Genomic DNA, 15,617 nt, shown 5'->3' with positions numbered 1-15,617 from the left:
ATGAAAATTTTATTTGTTTCTCTTTCTGGAAGTATTCATACCTCAAGATGGATTAGTCAGATAGAAGATCAAGGTTGGAAGCTGTATTTATTTCCTTCATATGACAATTTGTGGATAAATAAAGATTTTCAATCTGTTAAATATTTAATTCCTTTTTGGAATTTATTTAAATTGATGGAAAAACTTGGATTAGGTGATGTGTATCGGTTGTTCTATCGTGTATTTGTTAAATTGAACTACAAACTAAATAATAATTATTACGAGAAAAGATTACACAAGTTTATTCGTAAAATAAATCCTGATATTATCCATTCGATGGAGACGCAAGGCGGGGGTTATCTCGTGAGTAGTGTTAAAATTAACTATTTCAATTCTCATAATTTTCCAATTTGGTGGCATGCTAACTGGGGAAGCGATTTCTTTATTTTCGGAAGAATTCCACATCATAAAAATCAAATTCAGCAACTTTTAGCAAACTGCGATTACTATTCTTGTGAATGTAAAAGAGATGTTTTTTTAGCTCAAAATTTAGGATACAAAAATCACATTTTACCTGTTTATCCTAATTCAGGTGGCTTGAGATTTGATCAAATCGATATAATAACCTCTAATTCAATTGCTCCCTCTAAGAGAAGAATTATAATGCTTAAGGGCTACCAAGGGTGGGCTGGTAGAGCGCTTGTTGGAATTCGGGCTTTAAGTAGATGCAAGGATATTCTTTCTGGATATAAGATAGTAATATATACAAATACGCAAGCTGAAGACATAAAAATTGCATCTAGCCTTTTTTTTGAAGAAACAAATATACCAATCGAATTATTAAAAGAGAATAGTGATCATGCTTCCATTTTGCAATACCATTCTAATGCCAGAATATCTATTGGATTAAGTATAGGTGATGCAATCAGTACTTCTCTTATTGAAGCAATGTCAGTTGGTTCTTTCCCTATTCAATCAAACACATCATGTGCGAATGAGTGGATCATAGATGGTAAAACTGGTATAATAGTTCCACCCGAGGATCCAGAAGTTATAGAAATGGCAATTAGAAAAGCTATTTCAGATGATAATTTGGTTGATAAAGCTGCAGAGATTAATTGCCAAAAGGTTAGAGAAGATATTGACTATGAAAAATTACAGTCAATAACAGTTCAAACCTATCTTAAACTGTTTAATACAAAAAAAGATGAGTGAAATTTTTAAAGACAAAACATTATTAATCACTGGTGGTACAGGTTCTTTTGGGAATGCTGTATTGGATAGGTTTCTTAATACAGGAATTAAAGAAATTAGAATCTTCAGTAGAGATGAAAAAAAGCAAGATGATATGCGACATCTTTACAATAATGATAAAATCAAATTTTATATTGGGGACGTTAGAGATGTAGGCTCATTGAATTATGCAATGAGAGGCGTTAATTACGTTTTTTCGGCAGCTGCATTAAAGCAAGTACCTTCTTGTGAATTTTATCCCTTAGAAGCAGTTAATACGAATGTGTTTGGCACGGCAAATACAATCGATGCGGCTATAAATAATGGCGTTGAGCGTGTAATTGTATTAAGTACAGATAAGGCTGTTTATCCTATCAATGCAATGGGTATGTCTAAGGCAATGATGGAAAAAGTAATGGTAGCGAAGTCGCGGAATCTTCCACCAGAAAACACACTTCTTGCTGCAACTCGTTATGGTAATGTGATGGCTTCTAGAGGCTCAGTAATTCCTTTGTTTACGGATCTAATAAAAAAGAACTTACCTTTGACAATTACAGATCCAGCTATGACCAGGTTTATGATGACCCTTCCTGATGCAGTGGAGCTTGTTTTGTTTGCTTTCAATAATGGTCAACAAGGGGACACTTTTGTTCAAAAAGCGCCGGCGGCAACCATACTAACCGTAGCAGAGGCATTACTTGAAATATTTAATTCAAAAAGCGAAATTAGAATAATAGGAACCAGACATGGAGAAAAAATGCATGAGGCTTTGTTAAGCAGAGAAGAGTTTTTAAAATCGGAAGATATGGGTGGTTATTATAGAATCCAAGCGGACACTAGAGACCTTAACTATGCTAAGTATTTTGAGGAAGGAGAAAAGGAAATTGCTAACGTCTCTGATTACACATCAGAAAATACAACTAGACTAACTAAAAATGAAATGATCGATTTATTACTCAGATTAGATTTCATTAAAAACGAATTAAATAATTAGGATTATGATAAAAGTTATGACAATTGTGGGCACTCGCCCAGAAATCATCAAGTTAAGTGAAGTAATTAAAGAGTTAGATGCTAACACGGAGCATATTATCGTTCATACAGGGCAAAATTACGATTACGAATTAAATGAATTGTTTTTTGAGCAATTAGGTATTCGCAGACCAAACTATTTCTTGGAAGCAATTAAAGGAACAGTTTCTGAAACAATTGGAGATATTATTGCGAAGGCAGATAAAATAATTGCAGAAATTAATCCGGATGCTCTTTTAGTATATGGCGATACAAATAGTTGTCTATCGGTTATTCCAGCTAAAAAAAGAAAAGTGCCTATTTTTCATATGGAGGCTGGCAATCGTTGCTTTGATCAAAGAGTTCCCGAAGAAATTAATAGAAAAATTGTCGATCATTTGAGTGATATTAATCTTCCCCTCTCTGAACATGCGCGTGATTATTTAATAAAAGAAGGTATTAAGTCTGATACTATAATTAAGATAGGTTCTCCTATGTTAGAGGTATTAAATGCTAACATGGATAAAATATTAGCTTCAGATATTTTGTCAAAAGAAGGCTTAGAAAAAGGGAAATATTTTTTGATGAGTATTCATAGGGAGGAAAATGTGGATTCCGTTCAAAACTTTTCAGATTTACTTGAAACAATTGAAGAAATAACTAAAGTATACAAGTTAGATGTAATTATTTCAACCCACCCAAGAACTCGAAAAAAATTAGAAGAATTAAACTATGAACTTAGTAATAAGCTGATTCGCTTTTCGAAACCGTATGGATTTCATGAGTATAATAATTTACAATTAAACGCCTTTTGTGTTATTTCTGATAGTGGAACTATCACTGAAGAGAGTTCAATTTTGAATTTACCCGCCATTACGATTAGACAAGCTCATGAACGTCCAGAGGGAATGGATGAAGGCACCATAATTATGTCAGGATTGAAAAAAGATCGAGTTATTGAAGCAATTAATGTTGCAACTAGGCATTTTTCAGCTAAACGTAGTTTTAAATTAATTAAAGACTATGATGTTGATAATGTCTCTAAAAAAGTACTTAGGATAATCCTTTCCTATACTGATTTTGTTAACAGAACTGTTTGGCACAAATCGTAATCGCGCATTGAAAGCTAAGGTATTAATTCTGGGTTCAAGTGGCCTAATAGGGCACCAAATGCTGGGTTACTTCGAGCAATTACCTCATTATGAGGTTCATGATATTGCACTAACTCGTAAAGCGAGAAGTGAAACGAAGCTTATTGATCTTAGAAATGAAGAACTAATTTCTCAATTTGTATTGAATTTAAAGCCCAATTATATAATTAATTGCGCTGGTTTGTTAATACACGCTTCAGAAAAAGACGTCAAATCTTCAATTGCTTTAAATGCATATCTTCCTCATTTATTAGTAAAATTACTTGATAGTTATGGAGGTCAGTTAACTCATATTTCCACTGACTGTGTTTTTTCAGGCAATAAAGGTCAATACGAAGAAAGTGACGTTAAAGATGGTGCAAGCGTATATTCAAAAACTAAATCATTAGGTGAGATTTTTGATAAAAATCACTTAACTGTTAGGACTTCAGTCGTTGGGCCAGAATTAAAAATTGAAAGTGAAGAACTTTTTAATTGGTTTATGTTTCAAGAGAATGATGTTAATGGATATGAAAAAAGTATTTGGTCAGGTGTAAGTACTCTATTTTTACCTAGGGCAATTGAAAATTTAATAAACAATAAAGTTAGAGGGCTTTACCAGGTAACGAGTTTATCCCCTATTTCTAAATACGACTTACTATGTCTATTTAAAAAATACAGTGGAAAACAATACAATGTTAACAGAGTGGAGGGTATCATAACTGATAAATCGTTAGTTGATACTCGAGGGCTATTAAAATTGAAGGTACCCTCTTATGACGAAATGATGAAAGAAATTTTTGATTTTGTTAAGTCAGATCAAAGTAAACGATATAAACAATATAATTTATTTAAATGATTGAAATCAAACCTTTAGTATCCATTGTTATTCCCCTTTATAATGGATCGAATTATTTATCTGAGGCTATAAATTGCGCTCTAAATCAAAACTATTCTAATATTGAAATAATTGTAATTAATGACGGATCAAAAGATGATGGAGCCGGCAGAGAAGTTGCATTAAGTTTTGGGGATAAGATTAGGTACTTTGAACAAGAGAATGGAGGGGTATCAACAGCATTAAATAATGGTATTTCTAAAATGGAAGGAGAATATTTCTCCTGGTTAAGTCATGACGACCTTTATACGAATGATCATATTGAGAAGCAAGTAGGATTATTGGGTATTGATACTGAAGTTGTAATATCTAATTCACTCTTATATTTTCAATTTTCTGATTTAACGCTAACTAGAAAAGATAAATATTCTATTTTTCCTAAAATACCAATACCCGTTACACATTTTTATTATTGGTATTATGCCTGTGCATTTTTAGTAAAGAAAGATTTTTTTGAAAAGTATTATCAGTTTGAGGAAAGGTTTAGAATTAGCCAAGATGTTTCGTTTATCTTTCACGTTCTACATTTTGCGAAGTTAAAGTTTAACAAAGATTACAGTTGTTTCAGAAGAGAACATAATAATACGTTCAATAGGAGTGACGTTCAGGAAGTCAATGTTGTAGAATATGAGGCTATATTGTTCGAACTTGTAGATAAATATGGTTTCAGCTTTTTTATTTCGAATATTCACGAAACGCCAAAGTCGAAATTATATCTAATTGTTCTTTACGCAGATTTTTTATCTACAAGATATCAGAAGTTAAGTAATCTTTTTGTTACCAGAATTATTACAAAACTCCATCTTCCCTCAATGACAACACCTGTTATTAAAATTCTTTTGTTTGTTCTCGCAAAGGGATATTCTGCTATAAATAGAATATATAGAAAAGCTGCATTTTTAATATCTGGTAAATGATGAAACCGCCATTAATCTCTTTTATCATTGCAACCTTTAATTCTGGTCATTCTTTGGTATCTACATTAGAAAGTATTTTATCTCAAACTTATCCAAGGTTTGAGATAATTGTAATAGATGGAGGGTCTTCTGATGAAACAGTTAATATATTGAAAAGCTATGGGGATAAAATAACTTATTGGGTTAGCGAAGTAGATAGAGGTATAGCCCATGCTTTTAATAAAGGGATTCAGGTTGCAAATGGTGATTATATAAATTTTCAAGGTTCTGGGGATACACTAACCGGTAATGAAGTATTATCTGAGATTTTTACGAATCAGGATTTTTTAAAGGATTTTGTTATTGCAAGGATCAATCGAGTTACTAATACATCGGAGAAAAAAGTATTATGGGCCTCAAAAAGGAATAAACCAAAATTCAATTATAATACTTTAGTCTGGCGAATGAGCTTATATCACCAAGCTTTGTTTACTCACAAATCATACTTTCAACAGTATGGCGAATTTGATGAAAATTTGAAGTACAGTATGGACTATGAACATATTTTAAGGTCTTTTAAAAATAAACCTAGTATTTATACGTCCAATATCATTTTTTCAAATTGGCGACAAGATGGATTGGGGGAAAATAACGAATTGAAAATATTTAGCGAGTATAATTTAATCAAACAAAGACACAGGATTAAACCTTGGGGTGTCTTATTTTTTGTTAACTATTTTATACTTCTTAAATTTTTTCTAAAAAAAATACTTTCGTCTAAGTGATAAATGCGTGCGTTGTTATTCCTGTTCACACTTCAAGCCCCTCTGAGGCTGAATTAATCTCATTTAGACAATGCTTCAATGTGTTAAGTAATTTCGATATAGTAGTTTTGACAACAACAAATGTTAATTTGAGTGCTTATAGAAAAGAGGGTATTAATTTTAATACAAATTTAGTTCCTAATCATTGGTTATCAAGTATTGAAAATTATAATAAAATGAAGATAGATATTGAATTCTATCAAATTTTTAAGAAATACGAATTTTTGCTTACGTATGAGTTAGATGCTTATGTGTTTGAAGATCATTTAGAATATTGGACATCCCAAGGATTTGATTTTGTTGGAGCTCCATTTGTCGAATTGATTGATCAAAAGCTAACACTTATATCTGTTGGTAATTCAGGATTTTCACTTAGAAATATTCAAACTAGTCTACAATGCCTTGAGGATCTTCAAAATGTTAGGAATACTGCCTCTTTAGTTTCAAAATACAGGCTGTGTAAAATTGTTAAAATTATAGCCTATTTTGAAAAATATTTTAAAAATCGATTTTTTACTAAAATCAGAATAATAAGTGCTTTTTTGCCGGGAATTTGTATCCACGAAGACATCTTTTGGACAAAATATATCCCCAGGCTTTTTGCAAACTATCATGTAGCCCCCCTGAACGAAAGTTTAAGTTTTTCATTTGAAAGATTCCCGGATTTATGTTATGTGGCAAATAAGTTTAAATTACCATTTGGATGCCATGCTTGGCCAAAGTATGGAATAGAATTTTGGCATAAGCATATTAATTCCTAAGTGAAAGAGATAATTGACATTATTATTGTCACACATGTGCCTAGCTCTTATAAGGTTAATCTATATAACGAGATGGCTAAAACAAAGAAAATATTTGTCATATTTATTTCTCTTAATTCTACGGGGAGAACTCCAGATTTTATAAATAGGGACTTTGATTTTGAGTATGAAATATTAAATTTTAAAGGATTTGAAGAAAGATTTAAACCTTGGTCTTTATATAAACTAATCAGAATTCTGTTTCTAAGAAAATATAATCATATAATTGTAAATGGATGGGATATGATAGAGTTTTGGATTTCTATTATTCTTCCAACAAGATCTCTAAAGGGTGTTGCAATAGAGTCTTCAATTTATGAGACCAATTTAAGTTTTATTCCCAAAAGTATTAAAAAATTCTTTTTAAGTTTTGTAGACTTTGCATTGCCTTCAGGCACTCCGCATTCTAAGATTTTAAATGAATTGAATTTCAATAAGCCTTATAAGGTTGTTGGAGGTGTTGGTATTCCAAATGTATTTGTAAACAAACTAAAAATAAACGATTCAAATAAAGGAGATTCTTTTTTGTTTTTAGGGCGATTAGTAAATGAGAAAAATTTAAACTTCTTAATTTCGTGTTTTAACGAATTACCTAATATTAATCTGCATATTGTTGGGTCTGGTCCTCTTGAAAGAAGTCTCAAGGCTATTGCATCTTCTAATATTCGATTTACTCCACACATATCTAATGATGAGTTACCTGCTTTATTTAAAGACATTATATGTTTAATTTTGCCTTCTTCATCTGAACCATGGGGTTTAGTCGTAGAGGAGTCTGTTATTTTTCACAAGCCGGTATTAGTTTCAAGTAAGGTTGGATCAAATATAGATTTCGTAGAAAATAATAAAGTAGGATTAGTATTTGACTCAGGATCGAAGGCATCATTCATTGAAAAAATTATAGAATTAGACAATCCTGATTTTTTAAATAACTTAATAGAAAATTGCAAGAATTTGAATCAGACGGAAATTTATAATAATCAAATTTATGCCTATAATTTAGAATGGTTGAGAATAAATAATGTATGATTATTAATCGATTTAAGTTATTAAAATTTAATTTATACTTAATTATACTTGCATATGTTCTATCGGTAAGTAGATTTTGTGTGGCTGAATTAGATAATAAACTCTATTTTTTAAAGCATGCTGTAATCTTTATACCTGCTTTAATCATCTTCTTTGAATGGAGCTTTATTAAGAATTTGAAGCTTTTAAAGGGGAATGTTTTTTTTGTTTTATTAATTGCATTTATTTTGTCGCCTTTTCTTTTAAGGGGAATCTTTGATATTTCTGAACTAGTTATTTTTTTTCAGCTAGCGCTTTTCCTATTTTCATGCACCTTTTTTGCAAGATATTTTGAGAATATAATGATACTATTTAATAAATCAGATTTCTATATATTATTAGGCATCTTTTTTATACCTCTAGTTTTAAATTTAGTCTTTGAGTCAGGCGATTTCATATATAACACGTATTATGGAAGATCAAGATTGTTAATTGGTTATTTTCATCCTAAAGAGGGAGCGATTTGTTTATTGACGGTTATTATATTTTATCATTTGTTGTTTAAAAAATATTACTCCTTTAGAAGCAGATTTTTTCATATTTTGTTTTTTTTTGCTTTATTGTATTTTATGCAATCAAGAAATATTTTAATTTATTATTTCAATTTTTTATTTCTACAGAGTATCTTAAAAAGAGTATCAATTAACGCTATACTATTTCTATATTTTGTTTTGCCTTTAATTGTTATAAGCACTTTGGTTTATCTATTTTATGATCAGATAAATTTAGTAATGAGTGATCGATTAGATGTATGGGTGGAAAATTTCTCATTTACATTTTTAGGCGGAGGGAGTAGTATTGCTAATTATTCGAAGACTAATGTGCTTTCAAAAATTCATTTTGACAATTACTATCTAGAATATTTAGTTGAGAATGGGATTTTCTTTTTTTCTATCTTAGTTTTTTTACTTTATCGTATTTGTGTAGGAATAGCAAAGTTTAAAATTGGCAGCTTATATATAAATGCAATTTTTATATCATTTTTATTTTTTTGCATTTTCGATGCAGGGATGTTCTCGTCTGGAAATTTGTTAAATTTTTTAGTTTGGGTTATTGTATTTGCTTTTTTATATAAACGAAGGAATTTATTTGAAACCCTTTAATAGTAACATTGTCAAATGGCTTAAATTTTTTAAGCCATTTTTGTATTTTATTTCACTTTTCTTTTTTAAAAGAAAGGTTTCAAATAATGTTCGTTCTATTTTAGTAATGGATGTACATTTAATTGGGGACTTAGTGATGTTAACTCCAATTTTTAGGAATCTGAAAAATATATATCCTGGTGCTGAAATTACGTTTTTAGGAGGACCGTGGGCAGGAAGTATTTTTAAGAATTTTGATGAAATTAATCATTTGGAATTTATTGAAGTCCCATGGGTCAAGTATGACAATAAATTTCATCGATACATTACTTTAATTCAAAAAGGATTTAACCTTAGAAAAAAGAATTTTGATTTGAGTATTGAAGTTAGGGGGGACATTCGTAGTCAATTATTTTTGAGGTTATCAGGTAGTAAGAATATTGTTTCTTATTCTTTCTTTGATCTTCCGTATTTTGTGGATCAAATTTTGCCAATACATAAGGATTTGATTCATCTTATTTCTTTTAATCGAAATATTATCAAGTTTTTGACCAGAAAATCTAATGATATTGTGTTTACCCCTTTTCTTAAACTTTCCGGCAATGAGATCTTACGTGTTAAAGAAGTTAATAGTTATATTGGAATTCATTTTGGGGCATCATTGCCAATGCGAAGACCAAACGCGGAGTTGCTTAGGTCATGGATTAGTCAAATAGCTAATCAGTATCATAGTATTCCTATTGTCATTTTTGATACACCTGATGATCCAAAATTATGTCATAAATTGATTGAATTATTATTAGAATTCAATATTGAAGCTTCAATATGGAAAGGAGGATTAAGAGAGTTTATTGTTTATCTCACCAAATGCGAATATTTGTTTTGCCTAGATAGTGCTCCTGGACACATTGCATCTGCGCTATCCATTCCTTCTACTGTTATATTTGGACCTACTTTTGAAACAGTAGCTAGCCCGATAGCAAATAGAACAGTTATTATCAGTTCAAATATTGTTAGTTGTAAAAATTCTTGTGATCAATTAAGTTGTAGGAATAAGATATTTCAAGAATGTTATCCAATTGAAATATGTTAAAAGTCTCGATTATTACCGTTGTTCGAAATCGAGTAGATTCTATTCAAAGTACTATTCAATCTGTATTATCGCAAGATTATTCTAATATAGAGTATCTTATTATTGATGGTAATTCTACTGATGGTACAATTGAAGTTATCAATAAGTTTTCTAGTAAAATTGATTTTTTTCTAAGTGAGAATGATAATTCGATTTATGAAGCACTAAATAAAGGAATAAAGCATGCTAAAGGTGATATCATTGGGGTATTACATGCTGATGATATATTTAGTAGCAATGCCGTGATTTCTAATGTTGTAAATTCATTTAATTCTGATTTAAGTACTTCTCTTATATATGGAGATGCAGATTATGTAAATTCAAAGAATAAAATTGTAAGACATTATAGCTCTAAGTTTTTTAGACCTTTTATGTTTTATTTAGGTTTTCAACCCGCGCATACAGCCTCTTTTCTAAGAAAGACTTGTTTTGAAACTGTTGGAATCTATAGAGAGGATCTAAAAATTGCAGGGGATTTTGATTTGTTATTGAGAATTGTGTTAATTAATAAATTAAAGTACAAGTATTTTCCTCTTACAATGGTAAATATGAGAATAGGAGGAATTAGTAGCAGTGGAATACGTAGTGTACATAGGCTTAATCAGGAAATTATTTTTTCTTTAAAATCTAATAAGTTGTTTGCTAGTATTTTATTGGTTTATTCTAAATATATTTTTAAAATTTGGAGTTTTTTAATCCCGAAATGAGTAAAATATTTTTGACGGGTGCAAATGGTTTTGTCGGATCTCATATCCAAAAAAGCCAATTTTTTAAAACTAAAAATTTCAGACGTTTTGATCGCTGTAATATAGATCTTTATGATATTGATGCCATATTTCATTTTGCTGGGATTGCTCATGATGTTGAAGGCATTTATTCGAAAGATGATTACTTCCATGTTAATCTTGAATTGACGAAACGGATTTATGATGAATTTTTAGTTTCAGACGTCCCACTTTTTATTTTTTTAAGTTCAGTTAAGGCTGTTGCAGATAAATGTGATGAGCCCTTAACTGAATATTCTCTCCCTAATCCTCAATCAACTTATGGTGAAAGCAAGTTACTCGCGGAGGAATATATTATTTCTAAGGAATTACCTATTGGCAAGCGTTTTGTGATATTAAGGCCTTCCCTAGTTTATGGAAAGAATAATAAAGGCAATTTGAGTATTTTATCTAAATTGATTAGAATTACACGCTTTTGGCCACTAAATGCATTTAAAAATGCGAGGTCGTTTTGTTACATAGATAACTTATGTTTTACATTGAATGAGATTTTAATAAATGATTCATTCCGTTCTGGAGTATATAATATTTCTGACAATAGTTCCATTTCAACAAATGATTTAGTTGCTTCTATTGCTCGTTTTAATAATATCAATTTTCTGAAAATTAATTTTCCAGTTATGATTGTCAATACTTTAGCAAAAATTGGGACATTATTTAATCTACCGTTTAATAAAAAAATATTAGATAAATTGACACAAAGCTACATAGTTGATAATAATAAAATAGTAAAAGAATTAGGGAAGTCTTTGCCGTATAGTACGGAGGAAGGATTATCCCTAACGTTCAATAATTTGGATAAATAATAAATAAATAAAATGAAAAAAGCACTAATTACGGGAATTACAGGTCAAGACGGCGCATATTTAGCGGAATTTCTATTGAAAAAGGGGTATGAAGTTCATGGAATTAAAAGAAGATCCTCTTTATTTAACACTCAACGGATTGATCATATTTATGAAGATTCACATATCCCCGATCGTCATCTTCACTTGCATTATGGAGATTTAACAGACAGTACTAACTTGATTCGAATTATTCAAGAAGTAAAGCCTGATGAAATTTACAATTTAGCGGCTATGAGCCACGTTCATGTAAGCTTTGAAACTCCTGAATATACTGCAAATGCTGATGGTATTGGCACCTTAAGAATCTTAGAAGCTGTAAGGATTTTAGGCTTAGTTGAGAAAACTAAAATTTACCAAGCATCTACTTCTGAATTGTATGGTCTTGTGCAAGCAGTACCACAATCTGAAACAACGCCATTTTATCCACGCTCGCCCTATGCGGTCGCTAAAATGTATGCGTATTGGATTACCGTTAATTACAGGGAAGCATACGGGATGTTTGCATGTAATGGAATCTTATTTAACCATGAATCCCCTCAACGCGGGGAAACGTTTGTAACGAGAAAAATTACAAGAGCAACTGCACAAATTGCTCTAGGTTTAGACAAATGTGTTTATCTAGGAAACTTAAATTCTCGAAGAGATTGGGGACATGCAAAAGATTATATCGAAGGGATGTACTTAATTCTTCAACAAGAAAAGCCAGAGGACTTTGTTTTGGCAACAGGTATAACGACTACAATCCGCGATTTTGTGAAAATGTCATTTGCTGAAATCGGGGTTAAATTGGAATTTAGAGGCGAGAATGAAAATGAAGAGGGAGTTGTAATTGAGAATAACGGAGAATACGCGATTGAAGCGGGAAGTGTTGTAGTACGTGTAGACCCTAAATATTTTAGACCAACAGAAGTAGATTTATTAATAGGTGATCCAACAAAAGCAATGACGAAATTAGGATGGAAGCCTAAGTATGATTTACCTGCACTTGTAAAAGATATGGTTGCTTCTGACTTAGTTTTATTTAAAAAGGAATTGGCCGCAAAATCATCAAATTAATAGAACTTTTATAATTAGATTATGAAAATTACAGTTGTAGGAACAGGTTACGTAGGATTAGTGACTGGTACATGTTTTGCTGAAACAGGCAACAGTGTTACGTGTGTTGATATTGACGCAAACAAAGTAATAAAGCTTAAGAGTGGTCAAATCACTATTTATGAGCCTGGATTAGAGAAACTGTTTCTAAGAAACATAAAGGAAAATCGCTTAACTTTTACAACTAATTTAGAAGAAGCAATAGAACATGCGGAGATTGTTTTTCTTGCTTTACCGACTCCTCCTGGAGCCGATGGAAGTGCAGACTTGAAGTATATTCTGGGAGTGGCAGATCATTTAGGTAAAATTCTGAAAAGCTATAAAGTAATTGTTAATAAAAGTACTGTTCCTGTTGGGACCGTAGATAAAGTTCAATTGGCGATTTCTCAAAATTTCAAAGGTGATTTTGATGTAGTTAGTAATCCCGAATTTTTAAGGGAGGGAGTTGCTGTTGATGATTTTATGAAACCAGATCGAGTGGTTATTGGGACTAAGTCAGAAAGAGCAAAAAAAATAATGAGTGACCTTTATGCTCCATTTGTTAGACAAGGAAATCCAATCATCTTTATGGATGAAAGAAGCTCAGAGTTAACAAAGTATGCTGCAAATTCATTCTTAGCTACAAAAATTTCATTTATGAATGAAATTGCACAGCTGTGTGAGAAACTTGGCGCTGATGTAGATTTTGTTCGGAAAGGGATTGGAAGTGATGATAGAATAGGAAAGAGATTTCTATTCCCAGGAATAGGTTACGGTGGGTCATGTTTTCCTAAAGATGTTCAGGCATTGATTATGTCTTCGGATGAGGTAGAATATGATTTTGAAATTTTGAAGGCTGTTGAGAAAGTAAATGAATATCAAAAGCTTCACCTAGTGAACAAAATTAAGACCTATTTTAAGAATGATTTAAGAGGGACGCATTTTGCTTTGTGGGGCTTAGCTTTTAAACCTAATACAGATGATATCAGAGAAGCTCCTGCCTTAGTTATAATAGATGCATTAATAGGCGTAGGAGCAACCATTACAGCGTATGACCCAGAAGCAATGCCTAATGTTATGTCGGTCTTAGGAGATAAAATTCGATTTGTTGAAAATCAGTATGATGCGCTTAAGGGGGCCAATGCTCTAATTATTGCTACTGAATGGAGTGAATTCAGAACTCCTGACTTTGATCGGATGGACTTACTTATGGATGGCAATAAAATTGTTTTCGATGGTAGAAATTTATTTGAAGTTAATAAAATGGAAGAACTCGGGTATCATTATGAGAGTATCGGAAGAAAATCAAATATGGAATAATTAATGAAAGGGAAGAGAGTTTTAATTACCGGTGGGGCAGGATTTTTAGGTTCACATTTGTGTGACCGGTTTTTGAAAGAGGGATGTAAAGTAATTGCTATGGATAATTTAATCACAGGCAATGAAAATAACTTAGTCCATTTAAAATCAAATCCAGAATTTGAATTTAGACTTCATGATATTACTGAATACATTGAAATAGAAGGCGAAATTGATTACATATTAAACTTTGCCTCGCCCGCCAGTCCGATAGATTACCTAAAAATTCCAATAGAAACATTAAAAGTTGGAGCTTTAGGAACACTCAATTGTTTAGGCCTTGCAAAAGCCAAAGGTGCAAGAATTTTAGTGGCAAGCACAAGCGAAATATATGGAGATCCTTTAGTTCACCCTCAAACAGAGGAGTATTGGGGTAATGTAAATACCATAGGTCCTAGGGGTGTTTATGATGAAGCTAAGAGGTATATGGAAAGTATCTCCATGGCCTATCATACATTTCATCAAGTTCAAACTAGAATAATTAGAATTTTTAATACGTATGGTCCGAGGATGCGGTTGAATGATGGAAGAGCTCTACCTGCCTTTATCGGCCAAGCCCTTCGGGGGGAGAACCTTACGGTATTTGGAGATGGGTCTCAAACTAGAAGTTTTTGTTACGTAGATGACCTAGTTGAAGGAATTTATCGATTGCTTCTAAGTGATTATTCTAATCCAGTCAACATTGGAAATCCAAACGAAATAAGTTTGAAAGATTTTGCGGAAGAAGTCTTAAAATTAACAGAATCAAAAGTTCAAATTGTATATAGGCCATTGCCTGCAGATGACCCGAAACAGCGAAAACCTGATATTTCGAAGGCCAAAGAAATATTAAATTGGGAGCCGAAAATTGAAAGGGCAGAAGGGCTTAAGAAGACGTACGAATATTTTAAGGCTTTGCCAGAAAATGATTGGTTTGCAAAACCGAAAGAATTTTAAACCTTGTTAAATGATTAATCGATTAATTGCCATATTTCTATTTATCTTATTGTCTCCATTTTTTTTTATAATCGGATTGTTAATCTATCTGGAAGATGGATTCCCAGTTTTTTTTGAACAAAAAAGAGTTGGTCAAAATTGCTCCTTCTTCATGATTCTAAAGTTTAGAACTATGAAGTTAGATACGCCCAATGTAGCTACACATTTATTAGAAAATCCAGATCACTATGTTTTAAAAATCGGGAAGTTTTTAAGAAAATATAGTTTAGATGAATTGCCGAATTTGTTAAATATAATAAATGGGGAAATGGTTTTTGTAGGACCCAGACCCGCGTTGTATAATCAAGATGATTTAATGGACTTAAGAATTGCGGAAGGCGTAGATTCTTTAATTCCTGGAATAACAGGTTGGGCACAAATTAATGGAAGAGATGAAATTTCAATTGATTTAAAAGTTCAATTGGAAAAGGAATATTTAGAGCGAAAATCTTTTTGGTTCGATTCACTTATATTGATTAAAACCATTACAAATGTTCTTTTTAGTAAGAACGTAGCACATTAA

Annotated in this window: 16 protein-coding genes; all 16 read left to right on the top strand. The window is 31.5% G+C overall.

Annotation, left to right across the window (positions count from 1 at the left end; translation table 11 throughout):
- Window positions 1-1,194, top strand: coding sequence for a glycosyltransferase (locus ACST13_RS03910; protein WP_459521917.1), 1,194 nt, complete (start codon window positions 1-3; stop codon window positions 1,192-1,194).
- Window positions 1,187-2,206 (top strand): polysaccharide biosynthesis protein, encoded by a 1,020-nt coding sequence (locus tag ACST13_RS03905; protein ID WP_459521916.1) that lies wholly within the window; start codon window positions 1,187-1,189, stop codon window positions 2,204-2,206. Before ACST13_RS03910 ends, ACST13_RS03905 begins: the two co-directional genes overlap by 8 nt.
- A 4-nt stretch (window positions 2,207-2,210) precedes the next feature.
- On the top strand, window positions 2,211-3,335 hold the full coding sequence (gene wecB / locus ACST13_RS03900; protein WP_459521915.1) for a non-hydrolyzing UDP-N-acetylglucosamine 2-epimerase: 1,125 nt from the start codon (window positions 2,211-2,213) through the stop codon (window positions 3,333-3,335).
- Window positions 3,336-3,342: 7 nt separating this feature from the next.
- Window positions 3,343-4,212, top strand: a complete 870-nt coding sequence (locus tag ACST13_RS03895) for a dTDP-4-dehydrorhamnose reductase family protein (RefSeq protein WP_459521914.1) — start codon at window positions 3,343-3,345, stop codon at window positions 4,210-4,212.
- Window positions 4,209-5,168 (top strand): glycosyltransferase family 2 protein, encoded by a 960-nt coding sequence (locus ACST13_RS03890; protein WP_459521913.1) that lies wholly within the window; start codon window positions 4,209-4,211, stop codon window positions 5,166-5,168. The genes ACST13_RS03895 and ACST13_RS03890 overlap by 4 nt, the downstream gene beginning before the upstream one ends.
- Window positions 5,165-5,932 (top strand): glycosyltransferase family 2 protein, encoded by a 768-nt coding sequence (locus ACST13_RS03885; protein ID WP_459521912.1) that lies wholly within the window; start codon window positions 5,165-5,167, stop codon window positions 5,930-5,932. The genes ACST13_RS03890 and ACST13_RS03885 overlap by 4 nt, the downstream gene beginning before the upstream one ends.
- Window positions 5,933-6,039: 107 nt before the next feature.
- The gene (locus tag ACST13_RS03880) at window positions 6,040-6,732 is read left to right on the top strand and encodes a DUF5672 family protein (protein WP_459521911.1); all 693 of its coding nucleotides are present in this window, start codon (window positions 6,040-6,042) and stop codon (window positions 6,730-6,732) included.
- A complete protein-coding gene (locus ACST13_RS03875; protein ID WP_459521910.1) occupies window positions 6,733-7,800 on the top strand; it encodes a glycosyltransferase in 1,068 nt (355 codons plus the stop codon).
- A gap of 80 nt (window positions 7,801-7,880) precedes the next feature.
- Window positions 7,881-8,942, top strand: a complete 1,062-nt coding sequence (locus ACST13_RS03870; protein ID WP_459521909.1) for a hypothetical protein — start codon at window positions 7,881-7,883, stop codon at window positions 8,940-8,942.
- Complete coding sequence (locus ACST13_RS03865) at window positions 8,929-10,014, top strand: glycosyltransferase family 9 protein (RefSeq protein ID WP_459521908.1); 1,086 nt, start codon at window positions 8,929-8,931, stop codon at window positions 10,012-10,014. Before ACST13_RS03870 ends, ACST13_RS03865 begins: the two co-directional genes overlap by 14 nt.
- A complete protein-coding gene (locus tag ACST13_RS03860; protein ID WP_459521907.1) occupies window positions 10,008-10,760 on the top strand; it encodes a glycosyltransferase family 2 protein in 753 nt (250 codons plus the stop codon). The genes ACST13_RS03865 and ACST13_RS03860 overlap by 7 nt, the downstream gene beginning before the upstream one ends.
- A complete protein-coding gene (locus ACST13_RS03855; protein WP_459521906.1) occupies window positions 10,757-11,644 on the top strand; it encodes an NAD-dependent epimerase/dehydratase family protein in 888 nt (295 codons plus the stop codon). Before ACST13_RS03860 ends, ACST13_RS03855 begins: the two co-directional genes overlap by 4 nt.
- Window positions 11,645-11,656: 12 nt before the next feature.
- Window positions 11,657-12,742, top strand: a complete 1,086-nt coding sequence (gmd, locus tag ACST13_RS03850; protein WP_459521905.1) for a GDP-mannose 4,6-dehydratase — start codon at window positions 11,657-11,659, stop codon at window positions 12,740-12,742.
- A 21-nt stretch (window positions 12,743-12,763) separates the two neighbouring features.
- Window positions 12,764-14,080 (top strand): UDP-glucose dehydrogenase family protein, encoded by a 1,317-nt coding sequence (locus ACST13_RS03845; RefSeq protein WP_459521904.1) that lies wholly within the window; start codon window positions 12,764-12,766, stop codon window positions 14,078-14,080.
- Window positions 14,081-14,083: 3 nt separating this feature from the next.
- A complete protein-coding gene (locus ACST13_RS03840) occupies window positions 14,084-15,055 on the top strand; it encodes a UDP-glucuronic acid decarboxylase family protein (RefSeq protein ID WP_459521903.1) in 972 nt (323 codons plus the stop codon).
- A 10-nt stretch (window positions 15,056-15,065) separates the two neighbouring features.
- Window positions 15,066-15,617, top strand: a complete 552-nt coding sequence (locus ACST13_RS03835; RefSeq protein WP_459521902.1) for a sugar transferase — start codon at window positions 15,066-15,068, stop codon at window positions 15,615-15,617.

The sequence above is a fragment of the Aquirufa sp. A-Brett2-W8 genome, from assembly GCF_054558755.1.
Note: the sequence above shows the minus strand (reverse complement) of the source record. Positions and strands in the feature narration are given on the sequence as shown.

Bases quoted from the DNA above. Each gene is read 5' to 3' on its own strand.
- ACST13_RS03905 (WP_459521916.1), top strand. From the start codon at position 1,187: ATGAGTGAAATTTTTAAAGACAAAACATTATTAATCACTGGTGGTACA.
- ACST13_RS03885 (WP_459521912.1), top strand. From the start codon at position 5,165: ATGATGAAACCGCCATTAATCTCTTTTATCATTGCAACCTTTAATTCT.
- ACST13_RS03840 (WP_459521903.1), top strand. From the start codon at position 14,084: ATGAAAGGGAAGAGAGTTTTAATTACCGGTGGGGCAGGATTTTTAGGT.
- ACST13_RS03890 (WP_459521913.1), top strand. From the start codon at position 4,209: ATGATTGAAATCAAACCTTTAGTATCCATTGTTATTCCCCTTTATAAT.
- ACST13_RS03855 (WP_459521906.1), top strand. From the start codon at position 10,757: ATGAGTAAAATATTTTTGACGGGTGCAAATGGTTTTGTCGGATCTCAT.
- ACST13_RS03860 (WP_459521907.1), top strand. From the start codon at position 10,008: ATGTTAAAAGTCTCGATTATTACCGTTGTTCGAAATCGAGTAGATTCT.
- ACST13_RS03910 (WP_459521917.1), top strand. From the start codon at position 1: ATGAAAATTTTATTTGTTTCTCTTTCTGGAAGTATTCATACCTCAAGA.
- ACST13_RS03835 (WP_459521902.1), top strand. From the start codon at position 15,066: ATGATTAATCGATTAATTGCCATATTTCTATTTATCTTATTGTCTCCA.
- wecB (WP_459521915.1), top strand. From the start codon at position 2,211: ATGATAAAAGTTATGACAATTGTGGGCACTCGCCCAGAAATCATCAAG.
- ACST13_RS03845 (WP_459521904.1), top strand. From the start codon at position 12,764: ATGAAAATTACAGTTGTAGGAACAGGTTACGTAGGATTAGTGACTGGT.
- gmd (WP_459521905.1), top strand. From the start codon at position 11,657: ATGAAAAAAGCACTAATTACGGGAATTACAGGTCAAGACGGCGCATAT.